The organism is Polaromonas sp. P5_D5, assembly GCF_054049435.1.
Window position 1 is genome coordinate 668,718 of the sequence record NZ_JBFUMJ010000002.1, and the last position, 19,060, is coordinate 687,777.

The following is a 19,060-nucleotide window of genomic DNA, read 5'->3' on the forward strand; positions in this document are numbered from 1 at the left end:
CCACGGCGCGCCGTGGCGGCGCGTCCTGTGTCAGGTGTAGTCATGTGTATGTGACCGGAGATCACTGTGCTCCAGCAAGTCATTGACAGGCGGTTGGCGGGAAAGAACAAGTCCATCGGCAACCGCGAGCGCTTCCTGCGCCGATTCCGCGGGCAGATACGTGACGCCGTGCGCCGTGCTGTCGCGGGCCGCAGCATCCATGACATCGAACAGGGCGAAGACGTCACATTGCCGCGGCGCGATGTTTACCAGCCGGTGTTTGGGCACACCGGCGGCACGCGCGAGACCGTGCACCCCGGCAACCGTGAATACGTGCGCGGCGATCACATCGCGCGGCCGCAGGGTGGCAGCGGCGGCGGGTCGGGCGGTGAGGCCAGTCCCGACGGCGCGGGGGAAGACGACTTTGTCTTTCGCATCACACGCGAAGAGTTCATGCAGTACTTCTTTGACGACCTTGCGCTGCCCGATCTCATACGTACCCAGCTTTTGCCCGATGCGCCGGAATGGAAATCCCGCCGTGCCGGCTTCATCTCGGATGGAACGCCAACCAACCTGCACGTGGTGCGTTCGCTGCGGGTCGCGCTCAGCCGGCGCATCGCCATAGGCGGGGAGACGCGGCGGCAGGTGCATGAACTGGAGGCGCAGCTGGCGCTGGCCCTGCGCGACGCGCCGGATTTGCCTGACGAGATTCTTTCCTTGAGGACACAAGTCGACGCGCTTCGCCGGCGCCTCAAGACTATCCCGTTTTTTGATCCCTTCGACCTGCGTTACCGCAACCGGGTCAGAGTGCCGCAGCCCAGTGCCAAGGCGGTCATGTTTTGCCTGATGGATGTATCGGGCTCCATGGACGAAACGCGCAAGGACATCGCCAAACGGTTTTTTATCCTGCTGTACCTGTTCCTCAGGAAGCATTACGAGAAAACCGACGTCATCTTCATTCGCCACCACACCCAGGCCGCCGAGGTGTCCGAAGAGGAGTTCTTCCAGTCCACCGAAACCGGCGGCACCGTGGTGTCCAGCGCACTGGCCTTGATGCACCAGATCATCCAGGAGCGCTACCCTCCCGGCGACTGGAACATCTACGGTGCCCAGGCTTCGGACGGCGATAACTGGCACCAGGACTCGGCCCGCTGCCGCGAGTTGCTGGTCGGCAAGCTGCTGCCGGTGTCGCGGTATTTCGCCTATGTCCAGGTCGGTGAAGAGGACCAGAACCTCTGGGAGGAGTACACCCAGGTGCAAGAGGACAACCGGAATTTCGCGATGCGCAAGGTCGCAGCCGCGGACGAAATTTTCCCGGTGTTCAGGGAGTTGTTCAAAAAAGGCGCCAAGCCATGACAAAGACCGCAAAAAAGCCTGCCGAAGTGGCGGCGCCTGGCTTGTCCGGCACCGGGCGCCGGCATGCCTGCCTGCCCAGCCCATCCGACTGGTCCTTCGAGTTGATCGAGCTCTACCACGGCGAGATTGCGCGAAAGGCAAAGTCCTTCGGCCTGGACACCTACCCGGTTCAACTCGAGGTCATCACGGCCGAGCAGATGATTGATGCCTATGCCTCGGTAGGCATGCCGGTGAACTATCGGCACTGGTCCTTCGGCAAAGAGTTCATCTCGACGGAAAAAAATTACCGACGCGGCCAGATGGGGCTGGCTTACGAAGTCGTGATCAATTCCAACCCCTGCATCGCCTACCTGATGGAAGAAAACACCATGCCCATGCAGGCGCTGGTGATGGCGCATGCCTGCTACGGCCACAACTCCTTCTTCAAGGGCAACTACCTGTTCCAGATGTGGACCGACGCCGGCGCCATCGTCGATTACCTGGTGTACGCACGGGCCTACATTGCCGAGTGCGAAGAGCGCCACGGCTGGGAGGCGGTCGAGCAACTGCTGGATTCCTGCCACGCCCTGATGAGCCACGGCGTGGACCGTTACCAGCGCTCGCAGAAGCTGTCGCTGGCGGAGGAAGAAGCCCGCCGCAAGGACCGCGAGGCTTATCTGCAGCAGCAGCTCAATGACCTGTGGCGCACAGTCCCCAGGTCTGCCGACAAGCCGGCCGAAAAAACCCATCGCCGTTTTCCGCCGGAGCCGCAGGAAAACATCCTGTATTTCATCGAGAAGAACGCGCCCCTGCTGGAGCCATGGCAGCGCGAGGTGATCCGCATCGTGCGCAAGATCGGCCAGTATTTTTACCCACAGCGCCAGACGCAGATCATGAATGAAGGCTGGGCCACCTTCTGGCATTACACGCTGCTCAATTCCCTGTACGACGAGGGCTTGCTGACCGACGGCTTCATGATCGAATGCCTGCGGTCCCACACCAATGTCATTTACCAGCCGCCGGTGACACATCCGGGCTACAACGGCGTCAACCCCTACGCGCTGGGGTTTGCCATGTTCAGCGACCTCAAACGCATTTGCGAGTCTCCCACGGAAGAAGACCGGCAGTGGTTGCCGGACGTTGCCGGCTCCAACTGGCTGGAGACGCTGGACTACGCGATGCGGCATTTCCGCGACGAGAGTTTCATCGGGCAATACCTTTCGCCGCGTCTGATACGCGAATTCCGCCTCTTCTCAGTGGTGGATGACGCGAGCAGGTCCGAGCTTGAAGTGGCGGCCATTCATGACGACGCGGGTTATCGGCATGTACGCGAGGCGCTGTCGCGCCAGCATGACCTGAATTACCGCGAGCCCAACATACAGGTCTGGGACGTTGACGTACGCGGGACCCGCTCCCTGACCTTGCGCCACAGCCGCCACAACGACCGAACGCTCACCGACGATGTCCAGGAGGTGATCAAGCATGTTGCGCGCCTTTGGGGTTTTCCCGTCCTGCTTGAAAGTGTGGACAAACATGGCAAGGTGGTGCAGCACTGGGAGGCGGTGCCGCAGGCCTGATTCCATTCCATTCAGGGGTCGGCCGAAGGCCAGGTTGTCAGGCCGCCGCTTCCAGTCCGTTCCTGAAGTGCTCCCGCATGCGCTGCGCGGTGGCATTCGCGTCGCCTGACGACAGCGCCTGCATGATGGCGCGATGCTCGGCAAGCGACTCTTCAATGCGGCCACTTTTGAGCAGCGAGTTGTGCCGGTTCAGCTTCATCACCTTGCGCAAATCGGCCACCATCTGGTCGCGCCAGCGGTTGTTGGCGATTTCCAGCAGGCGCATGTGAAAGGCTTCGTTGATCTCGAAGAACCGTTCGCGATTGGCAACGGCTTTTTCCAGTTCGTTGTGCAGGCTTTGCAGTTCTTTTAACTGGGCAGGCGTGGCCTGGGTTGCCACAACGCTGGCCGCATCGCTTTCCAGCAGCGCGAGCAAGTGGTACACGTCGGCCAGGTCGCGTTCAGATACTTCGGTCACATAGGCGCCGCGGCGCACTTTCATCGTGACCAGGCCTTCGGTGGCCAGCACTTTCAGGGCTTCGCGCAGCGGCGTTCGGCTGATGCCGTATTCCTCGGCCAGCTTGAGCTCGTCAATCCAGCTGCCCGGCGTCAGCTCGCGGTTGAAGATGCGCTGGCGCAAAAGCTCCGCCACTTCTTCGTAAAGCGCTCGAGGGGTCAGGGACACTGCGGCCATGGGCATAAAGGTGTGTTTTGAATGTGCGAAAGCTTCGAGTGGGCGTTGCTTTCGATCAGCGCTGCACGCGAGTTAGTGGGCATTTTACTTCAAACTGAATTTTGCATCAATAATTATAAATGATGTAAACTTGACCGGATTCATGACTTCCTCTCATGCTGAGCCTATGCTGTTCCCATCGCGACGCCCGGCGTGAAGACCCGTTACGGTAACCCATCCCATGTCCAAGCCCAGCAAAGAACCTGAATTTCCCGCAGCCAGCCTCGAGGTGTGGGCCAGAGCCGCTGCCAAATCAGCGCCCGGCGGCGATGTGGGCGGGTTGAACTGGCAGACGCCTGACGGCATCAGCGTCAAGCCGCTCTACACCGCTGAGGACACCAAAGACCTTCCCCATACCAATACGCTGCCGGGTTTTGAGCCTTTCATTCGGGGGCCGCAGGCCACCATGTATGCGGTGCGTCCCTGGACGATTCGCCAGTACGCCGGCTTTTCCACGGCTGAGGAGTCGAATGCTTTCTATCGCAAGGCGTTGGCCGCGGGAGGGCAGGGCGTGTCGGTGGCGTTCGACCTGGCCACGCACCGCGGTTACGACAGCGACCATCCGCGTGTGACCGGCGACGTGGGCAAGGCCGGTGTGGCGATTGATTCGGTCGAGGACATGAAAATCCTGTTCGACCAGATCCCGCTGGACAAGGTCAGCGTCTCCATGACCATGAACGGTGCGGTGCTGCCGGTTTTAGCCGGCTATGTGGTCGCGGCCGAAGAGCAGGGCGTGAGCCAGGACAAATTGAGCGGAACCATCCAGAACGACATCCTCAAGGAGTTCATGGTCCGCAACACCTACATCTTTCCGCCGCAGCCCAGCATCCGCATCATTGGCGACATCATTGAATACACGGCGCAGAACATGCCGAAGTTCAATTCGATCTCGATCTCGGGTTACCACATGCAGGAAGCCGGTGCCAACCAGGCGCTAGAGCTGGCCTTCACCTTGGCCGATGGAAAAGAGTATGTGAAAACCGCGCTGGGCAAGGGCCTGGACGTGGATGAATTCGCCGGGCGCCTGAGTTTCTTCTGGGCCATCGGCATGAACTTCTACCTTGAAGTCGCCAAGATGCGCGCCGCGCGCCTGCTGTGGTGCCGCATCATGAAAGGCTTCAACGCCAAGAGCCCCAAGAGCCTGATGCTGCGCACGCACTGCCAGACCTCCGGCTGGAGCCTGACCGAGCAGGACCCCTACAACAACGTGGTGCGCACCACCATCGAAGCCATGGCGGCCGTGTTTGGCGGAACGCAAAGCCTGCACACCAATTCGTTTGACGAGGCGATTGCACTGCCCACCGAGTTCAGCGCCCGCATCGCCCGCAACACCCAACTCATCATCCAGGAAGAAACCCATATCCCCCACGTGATCGACCCCTGGGCCGGCAGCTACATGATGGAAAAGCTCACGCAGGACATGGCTGACGCTGCCTGGGCCATCATTGAAGAAGTCGAGGCCATGGGCGGCATGACCAAGGCCGTCGACAGCGGTTGGGCCAAGCTCAAGATCGAAGCGGCTGCCGCTGAAAAGCAGGCGCGCATCGACAGCGGCAAGGACGTCATCGTCGGCGTCAACAAATACAAGCTCAAAACCGAAGACGCCATCGAGTCGCGCGACATCGACAACGTGGCGGTGCGCGACGGGCAGATCACAAGGCTCAAGGCCATCAAGGCCAAGCGGGACAACGCCGCAGTACAGGTTGCGCTGGACGCGCTGACGGCCGCCGCCGAAAATAACAACGGCAATTTGCTGGACCTCAGCATCAAGGCCGTGCGCCTGCGTGCCACGGTGGGTGAGGTCAGCGATGCCCTCGAGAAAGTCTACGGGCGCCACCGCGCCGATACACAAAAGGTGACCGGTGTGTACGCTGCTGCTTATGACTCCGCCGAAGGCTGGGAAACGCTCAAGACCGAAATCAACGCCTTCGCTGAAGAGCAGGGCCGCCGTCCACGCGTGATGATTTCCAAACTCGGCCAGGACGGCCATGACCGCGGCGCCAAGGTGGTGGCCACGGCCTTTGCCGATTTGGGCTTTGACGTGGACATGGGCCCGCTGTTCCAGACGCCCGAAGAATGCGCGCGCCAGGCGATTGAGAACGACGTGCATGCGGTGGGCGTCTCCACGCTGGCGGCCGGCCACAAGACACTGGTGCCGGCCATCATCGCCGAGCTCAAGAAGCAGGGCGCCGATGACATCATCGTGTTTGTCGGCGGCGTGATTCCGCGACAGGATTACGAGATGCTGTACGAGGCCGGCGTGAAAGGCATCTACGGCCCGGGTACGCCGATTCCGGCGAGTGCCAAGGACGTGCTGGAACAGATTCGGGCTGCGTTGAAGTGATTTTCAGGGTGTTTTTGAGGCTCAGTCCCATCATGCTGCTTGCCGGTGCGCTCAATGCGTATGCAAACCCGCCGCAAGAGTGGATCAGGACAAGCAAAGCCGATCCAGCGTTGATTTGTAGCGAATTGCAGTCCTCATTCCCTAAAAAGCTAAGCGAGGCTGTGGCTTTGGGTAAGGTGAAAAGCCAGACGGTCGAGTCTGCTGGGGAGTATTGCGAGCCAGAAAATTCCTGCGAGATAAGGACGCTCGATTTTGTGGGCTTGAACGCCAGGTTGCTGGTAACGAAGAAGTCGCAGGACATCAGCGTTTTGACCTTCAAGGTCAATGAACCCCATTGGCATTTTCTCAGGCAAGTTCAAATTGGCGAGACGCTTTCATCTGTGAGCCAGAAATTCGGGGTGCCGATCAGCGCCACGATGCCCTCCCCGATAAAGCTACTGGGGGAATGTGCCGGTCTGCTGCTGGAGCACAGGAGTGGACGGGTCATGAGTATTGATGTTGACTGCCAAGCCTGCTGGTAAAGCAATGAATACCCTGACCGCCCTGCTAGACGGCGATGCGATGGCCCAGCGCCGCGCCATCGCCAAAGTCGTCATGCTGATGGAGTCCATCCGCGTTGATCCTGGCCGGCACCGCGGATGTGCGGGACCAGATTCAAGCCGTTGTTGCGAAAGGAGTGTGCGGTGACAGACATCAGTTCCCGCTTGTCCTTGCAGCCGGTGCTTGCCGGCGACTTCGAGGACATGCTGGCCTTGCGCGTCGACGCCATGCGCCCCAGCCTGGAGCGTGTCGGGCGCTTTGACCTTGCGCGCTCGCGCGAGCGCCTGTTAGCGGGATTCATTCCGCAGCACATGCAACACATCCTGCTCGATGGCGAGCGTGTGGGTTTTTTCACGCTCAAGCCTGAAGGCGAAGCGGCCCTGCGGCTTGATCACCTGTATTTGCGCAGCAGTGCCAGCGGCCAGGGCATAGGCGCATGGGTACTGCGGCTGGTGCTGGCCCAGGCGCGCGAGGGCGGTCTGGTTGTCAGGCTCACCGCGCTGAAAGAAAGTGATGCCAACCGTTTCTATCTGCGCCACGGTTTTGTGCTGCAAGGCGAAGAGGGCGTGGATCTGCACTATGTATGGTCAGTGACGGAGTTGGCGACGTGATGGCCGCGCCCGATTTCCTCCAGGCCATCATGGGCCCGGACCCAATGGTGCAGCGCCGCGCCATCGCCAAGGCCATCACGCTGCTGGAGTCCACCCGCGCCGACCACCGGGCACAAGGCGACGAGTTGCTGACTGCTTTGCTGCCCAATACCGGCAAAGCCATGCGCCTGGGCATCAGCGGCGTGCCCGGCGTGGGCAAGTCCACCTTCATCGAAGTGCTGGGCCTCTACCTGATCGCGCAGGGCCACCGTGTCGCTGTGCTTACCGTCGATCCTTCCTCTTCAGTCTCGGGTGGCTCCATCCTGGGTGACAAGACCCGCATGGAAAAGCTCTCGGTGCATGAGCGTGCCTACATCCGTCCCAGCCCTTCCGGCGGCAACCTGGGCGGTGTGGCCGAGAAGACGCGAGAGGCCATGTTGGTGTGCGAGGCCGCCGGGTACGACGTGGTGATCGTAGAAACTGTCGGTGTGGGGCAGAGCGAAACCGCCGTCGCCAGTATGACCGACATGTTTGTGCTGATGCAACTACCCAATGCCGGCGACGACCTGCAAGCCATCAAAAAAGGCGTGATGGAGCTGGCCGACCTGGTCATCATCAACAAGGCCGACATCGATGCCGACGCGGCGATGCGGGCCGAGGCGCAGATTACTTCCGCCATGCGCCTGTTCGGCCTGGTCAATAACGCGATGAATAGCACGCAGGCCGCCAGCTTCGACAAGAACTGGCACCCGCAAGTCATCCAGCTCAGCGCCCTTCACAACAAGGGCGTGGACGTGTTCTGGAAAGCCGTGACGCAGTTCAAGGCCCTACAGACCGCCAACGGCCAGCTGGCAGCACGCCGCAAGCAGCAGTCGCTGGCCTGGATGTGGGAACGCATAGACGCCGGCCTCAAGCAGGCTTTCCGCCAGGATCCGCAAGTGCGCGAGCGCCTGCCCGGCCTGCTCGCTGAGGTGGCGCGTGGCGAAGTGGCGGCATCGACAGCTGCGAGGAGCTTGTTGGCCCTGGCATCCAAAGAGGGGAACTCATGAAGAAAATCGCCATTCTTTGCGTACTGCTTCTGCAGGCCTGCCTCGCCTGGGCCGGCGGCATGGTCGCCGGCGAGCCGCAGAGTTTTGTCTTCACCGACAAAGGCTATTTCGCGGACAAGCCCGTCACGGTGCATTACTACAAGGCGCACAGCGCTGGTCCGGATGCGCGGGTGATGATGGTGATCCACGGCGCGGAGCGGCAGGGCTCGCGCATGCGCGACAACTGGATGCCCTTTGCGGAGAAAAATAAACTCATCGTGCTGGCCCCGGAGTTTGACGAGGCGCGGTTTTCTTCCAGGTTGTTCAACATGGGCGGCATTGAAAGCCGTGATCGTGCCCAGTGGTCTTTCCAGATCGTCGAGCATCTTTTTGATTTTGTCCGTGCTGGTGAGGGCCTCGCGGCGAGCGACTACCTGCTGTTCGGCCACTCGGCAGGTGGGCAGTTTGTGCACCGCTTCATGCTGCTGACCGAGGCACCCCGCGTTTCAGTCGCCGTGGCGGCCAATGCCGGCAGTTACACCATGCCCCGCTATCCAGGTCTGATGGAAGACAAATTCCCTTACGCGCTTAACGAAAGCATTGTCAGCCCCGACAAACTCAGGCAGGTTTTTGCCCGCAAGCTGATCGTGCTGCTCGGTGAAACTGACATAAAAACCGATGAGGCCAACCTTCCCAAGGCCAGGCAAGCCACCGCCCAGGGCGTGAACCGCTTTGAGCGCGGCACCCACTTCTTCGAGCAGGCCCAGACGCAGGCGCAGAAGCTGGGCACCCCCCTGGCCTGGGAGCGTGTCACCGTGCCGGGCGTGGGGCATGACTCACGCCGTATGAGCCAGGCCGCCGCGCGCCTTTTGTTTGAACCCGTTAAATAAATTTCACCGTCCCACCATTGCGGAATACACCATGCAAGAAATCCTTGAACAACTCGAAAAGAAACGCGCTGCGGCGCGCCTGGGCGGCGGGCAAAAGCGCATCGATGCGCAACACGGCAAAGGCAAGCTGACGGCGCGCGAGCGGCTGGAACTGCTGCTCGACGAAGGCACGTTTGAAGAATGGGACATGTTTGTCGAGCACCGCTGCATCGACTTCGGCATGGAAAACAACAAGGTTCCCGGCGACGGTGTGGTCACTGGCTACGGCATGATCAACGGCCGTTTGGTGTTTGTCTTCAGCCAGGATTTCACCGTGTTCGGCGGTGCCCTGAGCGAAGCCCATGCCGAGAAAATCTGCAAGGTGATGGACCAGGCCATGAAGGTGGGCGCACCTGTTATTGGCCTCAACGACTCGGGCGGCGCCCGCATCCAGGAGGGCGTGGCTTCGCTGGGCGGTTATGCCGATGTGTTTCAGCGCAACGTGATGGCCAGCGGCGTGATTCCGCAGATCAGCATGATCATGGGGCCGAGCGCCGGCGGCGCCGTGTATTCCCCCGCCATGACCGACTTCATCTTCATGGTCAAGGACAGCTCCTACATGTTTGTCACGGGTCCTGAGGTCGTCAAGACCGTGACCCACGAGGAAGTCACGGCCGAGGAGCTGGGCGGCGCCACCACCCACACCACGCGCAGCGGCGTGGCCGACCTGGCATTCGAGAACGACGTCGAGGCGCTTCTGATGCTGCGTCGCCTGTACAACTACCTGCCGCTGAACAACCGCGAAAAGGCTCCGGTGCGCCCCAGCGCCGACCCGGCTGGCCGCATGGACCTCAGCCTGGACACGCTGGTGCCTGAGAACCCGAACAAGCCGTACGACATGAAGGAACTCATCGTCAAGACGGTGGACGACGGCGATTTCTTCGAGATTCAGCCCGAGTACGCGAAGAACATCATCATTGGTTTTGCTCGCATGGAGGGGCAGACGGTGGGCATCGTCGCCAACCAGCCTTTGGTGCTCGCTGGTTGTCTGGACATCAAGAGCTCCATCAAGGCAGCGCGCTTTGTACGCTTTTGCGATGCCTTCAACATCCCGGTCATTACTTTTGTCGACGTGCCCGGCTTCATGCCCGGCACGTCACAGGAATACGGCGGCATCATCAAGCACGGCGCCAAGCTGCTGTATGCCTATGCCGAATGCACGGTACCGAAGATCACTGTCATCACGCGCAAGGCCTATGGCGGCGCTTATGACGTGATGAGCTCCAAACATCTGCGCGGCGACGTCAACTTCGCCTGGCCTAACGCCGAGATTGCCGTGATGGGCGCCAAGGGCGCGGTGGAAATCATCTTTCGTGAAGACAAGGGCGACCCGGCCAAGCTGGCTGCCAAAGAGGCCGAATACAAGGCTCGCTTTGCCAACCCATTCGTCGCGGGCGCGCGTGGGTTTATCGACGACGTGATCTTGCCGCATGAGACGCGCAAGCGCATCTGCCGTTCGTTGGTGATGTTGCGGGACAAGAAGATTGAGAACCCGTGGCGCAAGCACGGCAACATCCCGCTGTGAACGTAGCATGATCAGCCACTATCCCCGATTCCGCGAAGGCGCGGCACCCGGCCTTGTGCCCAAGCTGGGCGGCTTGCCCTGGGGGCTGCCCGCGCATCTTTGGCCCGTTTGCAAGGAGTGCGGGCGGGCCATGAGCCATCTTGCGCAACTGCCGGCCGCTGTTCCTGAACTTCCGCTCGCGGATGGCGAAGTGCTGTTCCTTTTCAAGTGCGAGTGGGACAGTATCTGCAGCTTCTGGGAGTCTGATGCCGGCGCAAACGCCGCCTTCACGGTGCCGCAAAGCCAACTGGGCACGCTTGCAACCGACCCGCCCGCCGCTGCCAGTGACGGGCTGCCGGCTGTGCTGTCCGAGTTGGGCGTCGTGAGCTGGCGCACTGACGACGATGGCGCGCCGCCCGAGCTCGAAGAGGCCTTTTACGATTACACACGCCACTTTGAGCTGCCGCCGGAGCTTGGACACCCCCACGACTGGGAGAGCCCCTGGTGCACCAAAAGTGGAGGCGTTCCCTATTGGACCGCCAACGGTGCGCAGCGGATGCCGCCCGGCCGGCTGTTTCTGCAGATTGACAACTGGGTAGAACTGGAGAGTGGCAGTGCGGCCGAGGTCGCCAACTTCTGCTCGGACGGCATCGCTTACGTGTTTGTCGATCGCTCACAAAATCCACCGATTTACACGATGTTTATCAACCGCTGAGGCGGTTAACGAAGACAGGCTCAATGATGTTTAAAAAAATACTGATCGCAAATCGAGGTGAGATCGCCTGCCGGGTCATCAAGACAGCCCGCAAGATGGGTATCCAGACCGTTGCCGTCTATTCTGACGCCGACAAGGACGCGCGCCATGTCGAACTGGCGGACGAAGCCGTCAACATCGGCCCCGCGCCCAGCCGTGACAGTTATCTGCAGGCCGACAAGATCATCGCGGCCTGTAAGCAGACCGGCGCGCAGGCGGTGCACCCCGGCTACGGCTTCCTGAGCGAGAACGCGGGCTTTGCCAAGCGGGTCGAGGAAGAGGGCATCATCTTTATCGGTCCCAAGCACTATTCGATTGCCGCCATGGGCGACAAGATCGAATCGAAAAAGCTGGCCGGTGCGGCGGGTGTGAATTGCATTCCCGGCGTGAACGATGCGATTGAAACGGCCGAGAAGGCGGTGGAGATTGCCAAGGGCATCGGTTACCCGGTGATGATCAAGGCCTCGGCCGGCGGCGGGGGCAAGGGCTTGCGGGTGGCCTTTAACGACAAGGAAGCATTCGAAGGTTTCACGAGCTGCCGCAATGAAGCGAGGAACAGCTTTGGCGACGACCGCGTCTTTATCGAGAAATTTGTCGAGGAACCTCGCCATATCGAGATTCAGCTGCTGGGTGACAGCCACGGCAATGTGATTTACCTGAACGAACGCGAGTGCTCCATTCAGCGGCGCCACCAAAAGGTGATTGAAGAGGCGCCGTCGCCTTTCATCAGCGACGCGACGCGCAAGGCCATGGGCGAACAGGCGGTGGCCTTGGCCAAGGCCGTGAAGTACCAGAGCGCTGGCACGGTGGAGTTTGTGGTCGGCAAGGACCAGAGCTTTTACTTCCTCGAAATGAACACCCGCCTGCAGGTGGAGCACCCGGTGACGGAATGCATCACGGGGCTGGACCTGGTGGAGCTGATGATTCGCGTGGCGGCTGGCGAGAAACTACCGATTGCGCAGAAGGATGTGCAGCGTAGCGGCTGGGCGATTGAGTGCCGTATCAACGCCGAAGACCCGTTCCGCAGCTTTTTGCCTTCCACCGGACGGCTGGTGCGCTTTCAGCCGCCCAAGGAGACCATGTTTGCGGCCGACATCTCGCAGCTGTACGGTGTGCGTGTTGACACCGGCGTGCAGGATGGCGGCGAGATCCCGATGTTTTATGACTCGATGATTGCCAAGCTCATCGTGCACGGCAAGGATCGCAAGGAGGCGATTGCCAAGATGCGTGAGGCGCTTAATGGTTTTGTGATCCGCGGCATCTCCAGCAACATTCCTTTCCAGGCGGCCTTGCTGGCGCATCCGAAATTTGTGGCGGGTGACTTCAACACGGGCTTTATTGCCGAGAACTACAGCAAAGGCTTTCATGCCGAAGACGTGCCGCATGACGATCCTTCGTTCCTGCTGGCGTTGGCTGCTTACGTCAATCGCCGCATGCTGGGCCGTGCCGCCGGCATCAGCGGACAGCTGCCGGGCCATGGCGTGACGGTGGGGGAAGAGTTCGTTGTGGTGAGCCTGGGCGCTGCGGGGCAGAACACGCAGCACCCTGTAACGGTGCGAAATTATCAAGCCCAATCGGGCTCCGGCACAGTAGATACGGGCGCCGGTAGCTATGAAATTTGTAGCAACTGGCATCTGGGCGGCGCGCGCATACGCGGCACGGTGAATGGGCAGCCTTTCGCCGCGCAGGTGGAGCGCGGTGTGGGCCGCAACCCGCTGGCCATCCGCATTGCGCACAACGGCACACGGCTGGATGCGCTGGTGCTGTCGCCGCGCGCGGCGCAGCTGCATGCGCTCATGCCCTACAAGGCGCCGCCGGACATGAGCCGCTATGTGCTCTCGCCCATGCCGGGCTTGCTGGTGGATGTGGCCGTGCAGGTGGGTCAGAAAGTGCAGGCCGGTGAGCGCGTGGCCGTGATTGAGGCGATGAAGATGGAGAACGTGCTGTTTGCCGTAGCCGACGGCGTGGTCGGCAAGGTGCTGGCGGCCAAGGGCGAATCGCTCAGCGTGGACCAGCCGATTGTGGAGTTCCAGGCATGAGTGCCACTCGACCCTTCAAAGTGCTGGGCATCCAGCAGATCGCCATCGGTGCCACCAGCAAAGACCGGCTGCGCACGCTGTGGGTCGACATGCTGGGCCTGGAAGTCACCGGCAACTTTGTCAGCGAACGTGAAAACGTCGATGAAGACATCTGCGCGATCGGCAGCGGCCCTTTCAAGGTCGAGGTTGACTTAATGCAGCCACTGGATGTGGACAAGAAACCTGCGGTGCACACCACGCCGCTGAACCATGTGGGCCTGTGGATCGACGACCTGCCCAAAGCCGTTGAGTGGCTGACGGCCAAGGGTGTGCGCTTTGCACCCGGCGGCATTCGCAAGGGCGCAGCGGGTTTTGACATCTGTTTCCTGCACCCCAAGGCTAACGATGAGTTTCCTGTTTCGGGTGAAGGTGTACTGATTGAATTGGTGCAGGCACCGCCCGAGGTGATCAAGGCTTTCTCTGCCCTGGGCTGAGGGGCTGCTCAGTCTTTTTTGCCGCTTTTTTCGCGCTGCACACGGGCCCGGGCCAGGGCGGCCTCAATCACCATGCGCTTGCGGTCCGCCACGGCGGGGTCGCCCTCGGGGCGTGCAGCTGAAGCTGGTAGCGGGGCCTGTGGCGGGTTTTTCGCTTTCCCTGCGCCTTTGTCCTCCGGGCTTGTGCTGTTCCTGTACCGGTTCTGATGGAATTCATAACGGGCTCTGGCGGTGTCGGCCTCTTGCGGAGACCATGCCGTCCAGCCCGTGCGCTCGCCGGTGACGTTTTCCAGGCTGATGCAGTCGACAGGGCAGACCGGTATGCACAGCTCACAGCCTGTGCACCAGGGCTCGATGACGGTGTGCATCATCTTGTTGCTGCCCATGATGGCGTCGGTCGGACAGGCCTTGATGCATAAGGTGCAGCCTATGCACCAGTCTTCATCGATGAAGGCGACAGCACGTGGGCCTTCGGTACCGTTGGCGGGATTGAGCGGCTGAACGGGCTGACCGGTGATGGCCGACAGCCGCTGCACGCCTTCGGCGCCGCCTGGCGGGCATTGGTTGATGGGGGCCTGACCTGTTGCAATGGCCGTGGCATACGCCGCGCAGTCAGGATAGCCGCAGCGGGTGCACTGGGTTTGGGGCAGTGCGGCGTTGATGCGCTCGAAAAGGCTGGAGTCGGGGGGGGAGGTCACCCGCCTATTGTCCTACCAGTCATGGCCCGCTCTGCCTGCGCTCTACCTTCGCGACCCCGGCCTTGCCGCCGCCCTCAAGCCTTCTTGCTGCGTGCTGCTTTTTTTGCCGCCGGCTTTGCTGCGGCCTTCGGGGCGGCTTTGGCGGCAGGCTTTGCTGCTGCGGTGCGCACCGGTTTTGCTATCGTTTTGGTAGCTGCTGGCGCACGCTTGGATTGGGTTGGAGCCCGATTGTTCTCAAGAATGAAGGCCTTGACCTGCGGGTAGACAATCTCGCGCCAGCGGCGGCCGCTGAAAATCCCGTAGTGGCCCGCGCCCTTGACTTCCAGGTGCTTTTGCAGTGCCTTGGGGATGTTGTGGCAAAGACCGTGTGCTGCCTCGGTCTGGCCAGAGCCCGAGATATCGTCCAGCTCGCCTTCGACCGTGAAGTGGGCTGTGGTCTTGATGTCTTCGGGCCGCACACGCTCAATTTGGCCATCCACGCCCTTGACGTCCCAGGTGCCGTTGACCAGCTTGAATTCCTGGAACACCGTCTTGATGGTGTCAAGGTAGTAGTCGGCGTCCATGTCGAGCACGGCGTTGTACTCGTCGTAGAACTTGCGGTGCGCCTCGGCACTGGCGTCATCGCCTTTGAGCAGGTCCTTGAAGTAGTCGTAGTGGCTGCTGGCGTGGCGGTCGGGGTTCATCGCGACGAAGCCGGTGTGCTGCAAAAAGCCGGGGTAGACGCGGCGGCCTGCGCCCGGAAAGTTGCTCGGCACGCGGTAAATCACATTGTTTTCAAACCACTCGTAGCTCTTGTTCATGGCCAGGTTGTTCACGGCCGTAGGCGATTTTCGGGCATCGATCGGGCCGCCCATCATGGTCATGCTCAAGGGGGTCGCTTCACCTCGGGAGGCCATCAGCGACACGGCAGCTAGCACCGGCACAGTGGGCTGGCAAACGCTGATGACGTGGCAATTGCCGTAAATACCCTGGAGGTGGCGAATGAACTCCTGGACGTAGTTGACGTAGTCGTCCAGGTTGAATGAACCTTCAGAAAGCGGCACGGTGCGCGCATTTTTCCAGTCGGTGATGTAGACCTTGTGGTCTTTGAGCATGGTCTTGACCGTGTCCCGGAGCAAGGTTGCATAGTGGCCCGACAGCGGCGCCACGATCAGCACGGCGGGCTCGCCCTTCAGGCCTGTCAGCGTGGCGGGATCGTCGGTGAAGCGCTTGAAGCGGCGCAGCTCGCAAAAGGGCTTATCGATTTCCACGCGTTCGTGGATGCTGACCTCGGTGCCGTTGACATCCACCGTCCGGATGTCGAAAGCCGGTTTTTCGTAGTCTTTGCCCAATCGGTAAATCAGGCTGTAGCCGGCGGCTACGCGTTGTGCAAACGGGTTTTGGCCCATGGGCGACAGGGGATTGCCGTAGAGCTTTGCAGCGGCTTGCGCAAAGTCGACAAAGGGCTCCATCAAGGTGCGTTGGGCTTCATAGACTTGGTACAGCATCGGGGTCGACCTTGGGGTTAGGGTTACTTCGGCAAATCGTAATATGTTGCAGTGCAATATAACAGGGGGTTGCCGCACTGATTTGAGGATAACCACCAATACCGGGCGGTTTTCACACTGTTGACGCCAAAAGCACCACGATGGTGCCAGCCTGGCTTGCGGACCGATAAACCGCTACCACCTGCGGAATTGAAAGAACACTTACCATTCTGCCTGCAGCCGGTGGTTTTTGCCCGCCCTGAAGCTGCAGCCCTTCAACAGGAAAAACAACATGCTTCCCCCGATTGACGCCTCCGCGCTGGACCAGCTGGCCTCCCTGAAGAAATCAGACCGTATGCCGGTGCTTTTTGTGGGCCACGGCAGCCCGATGAACGCCATTGGCGACAACGAGTACCGGCGCAGCTGGCAGGCGCTGGGCGCCGAGTTTGGGTCGAAATTCCCCAGGCCGCAGCTGATTCTGTGCGTTTCCGCCCATTGGCTGACCGAAGGCTGGTGGCTGACGGCGATGGACAAGCCTAAAACCATCCACGACTTTGGCGGCTTTCCGCAGGAGCTCTTCGACCAGCAATACCCCGCGCCCGGCGACACGGCGGCGGCGCAGGTGATCAGCCAATTGGTCAGGCAGCGTGCCTCGGCGCCGCTCGGCCTGGACGAAGGCGAGTGGGGACTGGACCACGGTGCCTGGTCGGTGCTCAAGCCCATGTTTCCGGATGCGGACATCCCGGTCATCCAGCTCAGCATGGATTACAGCCGGGCGCCCGATGAGCACTACGCGCTGGCAAAGCAGCTGAAGGCCTTGCGGGACCGTGGCGTGCTGATCGTGGCCAGCGGCAATATCGTGCACAACCTGCGCCAGATGCAGCGTGGGGCTGCGGGCAACCAGGCCTACGACTGGGCGCTGGAGTTTGACCAGACGATCGGTGGTTATCTGCAGCAGGGCAATCTGGATGCGCTGCAGAATTTCCAGAAGCTGGGCCAGGTGGCGAAGATGGCGCACCCCACCCACGAGCACTACCTTCCGCTGCTGTATACGGCGGGCGCGGTTGACGCGAAGGAGCCAATACGGTTTTTCAACACCAGCTTCCAGGCTGGCTCCATTTCCATGCGGTCAGTAATTTGGGGATGAATCCGTTGGAGCGGAGTGTCAGATAGCTTTTTGTGCTATTGAATTGATAGCTGCTTGCGCTTGTCAGTCATGGTCTGCAGCCGCTTTTTTTTGAAGAGCCTGGCTTTTGCCACTGCCGTGCTGGGGGCCGGTCAGGCCACTTGCGGATGGATAACCTGCAGCCAGCTCCAGCGATCCTGATAAGCCTTCGCCTTTTTCTCGAACAGCGGCAGGTGGTTGCACAGCGGGTTGGGGCTGAGTCTGCCCTGGTACAACTGCGCCAAGCCGTTGGGCGCATAAAGCTCTACATCCGTCCGCTCCGCAGTATTTGCCCTTAAGCCGACACACGTACAGCTCACCAGAAACCGGTCGATGCCATCGCGGGAGCTTTGCAGGGCGGGGTAGGGGAAGCCGAAATACTCCTGATACCAGGTATGGACCCTGGCCTGGTTTTTGGCTTCCACCACAATGCCCCGGCCCGCAAAGCAGGCGCTGACACGTTCATTGACGGCTGCTTCGCCTGCGCCTGAAAGGTCGGCAGGGTCAAAGTAAAACAGGTCGTAGTCTTTGATGTGGGCTTCGGGTGGCTGGCCCGCGTGCAGGTTCCAGATTGTCTGGAAGAGGCATCCCGCCACCAGCCATGCGTCGGGCAGTCCCAGCGCAGGCAGGTGTTCCAGAATGAACCGGTTGTGGCGGTTTTTCAGCGCGTCCCGGATGAATTCATCCGGGAGTACGGCCTCAGACGACCTTGGCAATCGACGCGCAGACGTAGTCGATGTTCTTGCTGTTCAGGGCGGCCACGCACATGCGGCCGGTGTCGGTGCCGTAAACGCCGAATTCATTGCGCAGGCGCACCATCTGGTCCTTGCTGAGGCCCGAGTAGCTGAACATGCCGATCTGGGCGGTGATGAAGCTCATGTCCTGCTTGACGCCGGCGGCCTTCAGGCCGTCCACGAGCTTTTGGCGCATGGCCTTGATGCGCACACGCATTTCGCTCAGCTCTTGCTCCCATTGGGTGCGCAGCGCGGGGGTATTGAGCACCGTGGCCACCACCATGCCGCCATGGATCTGCGGGTTGCTGTAGTTGGTGCGAATGACCAGCTTGAGCTGCGACAGCACGCGGTCGGCTTCGTCCTTGGATTCGCACAGCACCGACAGGGCACCCACGCGTTCGCCGTAGAGGCTGAAGCTCTTGGAAAAGGACGTCGACACGAAAAAGCTCAGGCCGGCAGCCACAAATTTACCGATGACGGCGCCGTCTTCCGCAATGCCGTGGCCAAAGCCCTGGTAGGCCATGTCGAGGAAAGGCGTGAGCTTTCGCGCCTTGACGGCCGCGATCACCTGGTCCCACTGGGCCGCGGTGATGTCGTAGCCCGTCGGGTTGTGGCAGCAGGCGTGCAGCACGACGATGGTGTCTTCGGCGGCTGCATTGAGGGCGGCGAGCATGCCGTCGAAGTTGACGCCGCGCTTGGCTGCGTCATAGTAAGGATAGCTTTCAACCACGAAACCGGCCTGGCTGAAAAGCGCGCGGTGGTTTTCCCAGCTCGGGTCCGAAATCAGGACTTTGGCATTGGGGCTGAGCTTTTTCAGGAAGTCGGCGCCGATCTTCAGGCCGCCTGTGCCGCCAATGCCCTGCGCGGTGGCCACGCGGCCGCTTTTGACAGGTTCGCTGTCGACGCCGAAAACCAGGCCCTTGACGGCCGCATCGTAGGCGGCGATACCGTCAATTGGCAGGTAGCCGCGCGCCTTGGGAGATTCCATCATGAGTTTTTCTGCCGCCTGTACGCATTGCAGCAGGGGGAGCTTGCCGTTGTCGTCGTAGTACACGCCCACGCCCAGGTTGACCTTTGCAGGATTGGTATCGGCATTGAACTGCTCGTTCAGGCCCAGGATGGGGTCACGCGGGGCCATTTCGACAGCGGTAAACAAAGACATGAAATATCCTCAGAGAAGTGAAAAGAAGGCG

At 60.9% G+C, this 19,060-nt stretch carries 18 protein-coding genes; 13 read left to right on the forward strand and 5 right to left on the reverse strand.

All coding sequences use genetic code 11. The features are described 5' to 3' along the window. The first annotated feature begins 60 nt into the window (after positions 1–60). Both ACXJKE_RS09830 and ACXJKE_RS09835 read left to right on the forward strand, forming a co-directional pair. A complete protein-coding gene (locus tag ACXJKE_RS09830; protein WP_457280971.1) occupies positions 61–1,335 on the forward strand; it encodes a YeaH/YhbH family protein in 1,275 nt (424 codons plus the stop codon). Next, positions 1,332–2,891, forward strand: coding sequence for a SpoVR family protein (locus ACXJKE_RS09835; protein ID WP_457280399.1), 1,560 nt, complete (start codon positions 1,332–1,334; stop codon positions 2,889–2,891). Before ACXJKE_RS09830 ends, ACXJKE_RS09835 begins: the two co-directional genes overlap by 4 nt. A 37-nt stretch (positions 2,892–2,928) precedes the next feature. On the opposite strand, the gene ACXJKE_RS09840 is transcribed toward ACXJKE_RS09835, so the two are convergent. Further along, positions 2,929–3,564, reverse strand: a complete 636-nt coding sequence (locus ACXJKE_RS09840) for a GntR family transcriptional regulator (protein ID WP_457280400.1) — start codon at positions 3,562–3,564, stop codon at positions 2,929–2,931. A gap of 220 nt (positions 3,565–3,784) precedes the next feature. On the opposite strand from ACXJKE_RS09840, the gene scpA reads away from it, so the two are divergent. From scpA to ACXJKE_RS09890, 10 genes are read left to right on the forward strand one after another with little or no spacing between them, the layout of a single operon-like run. Continuing rightward, positions 3,785–5,947, forward strand: coding sequence for a methylmalonyl-CoA mutase (scpA, locus tag ACXJKE_RS09845; protein ID WP_457280401.1), 2,163 nt, complete (start codon positions 3,785–3,787; stop codon positions 5,945–5,947). Between the two features lie 32 nt (positions 5,948–5,979). Continuing rightward, a complete protein-coding gene (locus tag ACXJKE_RS09850) occupies positions 5,980–6,468 on the forward strand; it encodes a hypothetical protein (RefSeq protein WP_457280402.1) in 489 nt (162 codons plus the stop codon). A gap of 4 nt (positions 6,469–6,472) precedes the next feature. Then, entirely contained in the window at positions 6,473–6,634 is a 162-nt protein-coding gene (locus tag ACXJKE_RS09855) for a hypothetical protein (protein ID WP_457280403.1), read from the forward strand. Further along, a complete protein-coding gene (locus ACXJKE_RS09860; protein ID WP_457280404.1) occupies positions 6,631–7,098 on the forward strand; it encodes a GNAT family N-acetyltransferase in 468 nt (155 codons plus the stop codon). The genes ACXJKE_RS09855 and ACXJKE_RS09860 overlap by 4 nt, the downstream gene beginning before the upstream one ends. After that, a complete protein-coding gene (gene meaB, locus ACXJKE_RS09865) occupies positions 7,098–8,126 on the forward strand; it encodes a methylmalonyl Co-A mutase-associated GTPase MeaB (protein WP_457280972.1) in 1,029 nt (342 codons plus the stop codon). Before ACXJKE_RS09860 ends, meaB begins: the two co-directional genes overlap by 1 nt. Then, positions 8,123–8,995, forward strand: coding sequence for a hypothetical protein (locus tag ACXJKE_RS09870; RefSeq protein ID WP_457280405.1), 873 nt, complete (start codon positions 8,123–8,125; stop codon positions 8,993–8,995). Before meaB ends, ACXJKE_RS09870 begins: the two co-directional genes overlap by 4 nt. A 31-nt stretch (positions 8,996–9,026) precedes the next feature. Continuing rightward, positions 9,027–10,559: an acyl-CoA carboxylase subunit beta gene (locus tag ACXJKE_RS09875; RefSeq protein ID WP_457280406.1), complete on the forward strand. Its 1,533-nt coding sequence runs from the start codon at positions 9,027–9,029 to the stop codon at positions 10,557–10,559. A 7-nt stretch (positions 10,560–10,566) separates the two neighbouring features. After that, complete coding sequence (locus ACXJKE_RS09880) at positions 10,567–11,253, forward strand: hypothetical protein (protein ID WP_457280407.1); 687 nt, start codon at positions 10,567–10,569, stop codon at positions 11,251–11,253. 26 nt (positions 11,254–11,279) lie between these two features. Then, positions 11,280–13,331 (forward strand): acetyl-CoA carboxylase biotin carboxylase subunit, encoded by a 2,052-nt coding sequence (locus ACXJKE_RS09885; protein ID WP_457280408.1) that lies wholly within the window; start codon positions 11,280–11,282, stop codon positions 13,329–13,331. Further along, on the forward strand, positions 13,328–13,804 hold the full coding sequence (locus ACXJKE_RS09890; protein WP_457280409.1) for a VOC family protein: 477 nt from the start codon (positions 13,328–13,330) through the stop codon (positions 13,802–13,804). The genes ACXJKE_RS09885 and ACXJKE_RS09890 overlap by 4 nt, the downstream gene beginning before the upstream one ends. Before the next feature lie 8 nt (positions 13,805–13,812). Here ACXJKE_RS09890 and rsxB read toward each other — a convergent pair whose 3' ends face one another. Both rsxB and ACXJKE_RS09900 read right to left on the reverse strand, forming a co-directional pair. Beyond that, on the reverse strand, positions 13,813–14,502 hold the full coding sequence (rsxB, locus tag ACXJKE_RS09895; RefSeq protein WP_457280410.1) for an electron transport complex subunit RsxB: 690 nt from the start codon (positions 14,500–14,502) through the stop codon (positions 13,813–13,815). 74 nt (positions 14,503–14,576) lie between these two features. Further along, positions 14,577–15,989, reverse strand: coding sequence for a polyhydroxyalkanoate depolymerase (locus tag ACXJKE_RS09900; RefSeq protein ID WP_457280411.1), 1,413 nt, complete (start codon positions 15,987–15,989; stop codon positions 14,577–14,579). A 271-nt stretch (positions 15,990–16,260) separates the two neighbouring features. On the opposite strand from ACXJKE_RS09900, the gene ygiD reads away from it, so the two are divergent. Next, complete coding sequence (ygiD, locus tag ACXJKE_RS09905; protein ID WP_457280412.1) at positions 16,261–17,115, forward strand: 4,5-DOPA-extradiol-dioxygenase; 855 nt, start codon at positions 16,261–16,263, stop codon at positions 17,113–17,115. A 131-nt stretch (positions 17,116–17,246) separates the two neighbouring features. Here the strand turns inward: ygiD and ACXJKE_RS09910 are convergent, their stop codons facing one another. Both ACXJKE_RS09910 and ACXJKE_RS09915 read right to left on the reverse strand, forming a co-directional pair. Continuing rightward, a complete protein-coding gene (locus ACXJKE_RS09910; protein ID WP_457280413.1) occupies positions 17,247–17,849 on the reverse strand; it encodes a nucleotidyltransferase family protein in 603 nt (200 codons plus the stop codon). Continuing rightward, positions 17,833–19,029 (reverse strand): amino acid aminotransferase, encoded by a 1,197-nt coding sequence (locus ACXJKE_RS09915; RefSeq protein WP_457280414.1) that lies wholly within the window; start codon positions 19,027–19,029, stop codon positions 17,833–17,835. Before ACXJKE_RS09915 ends, ACXJKE_RS09910 begins: the two co-directional genes overlap by 17 nt. Positions 19,030–19,060 lie beyond the last annotated feature (31 nt).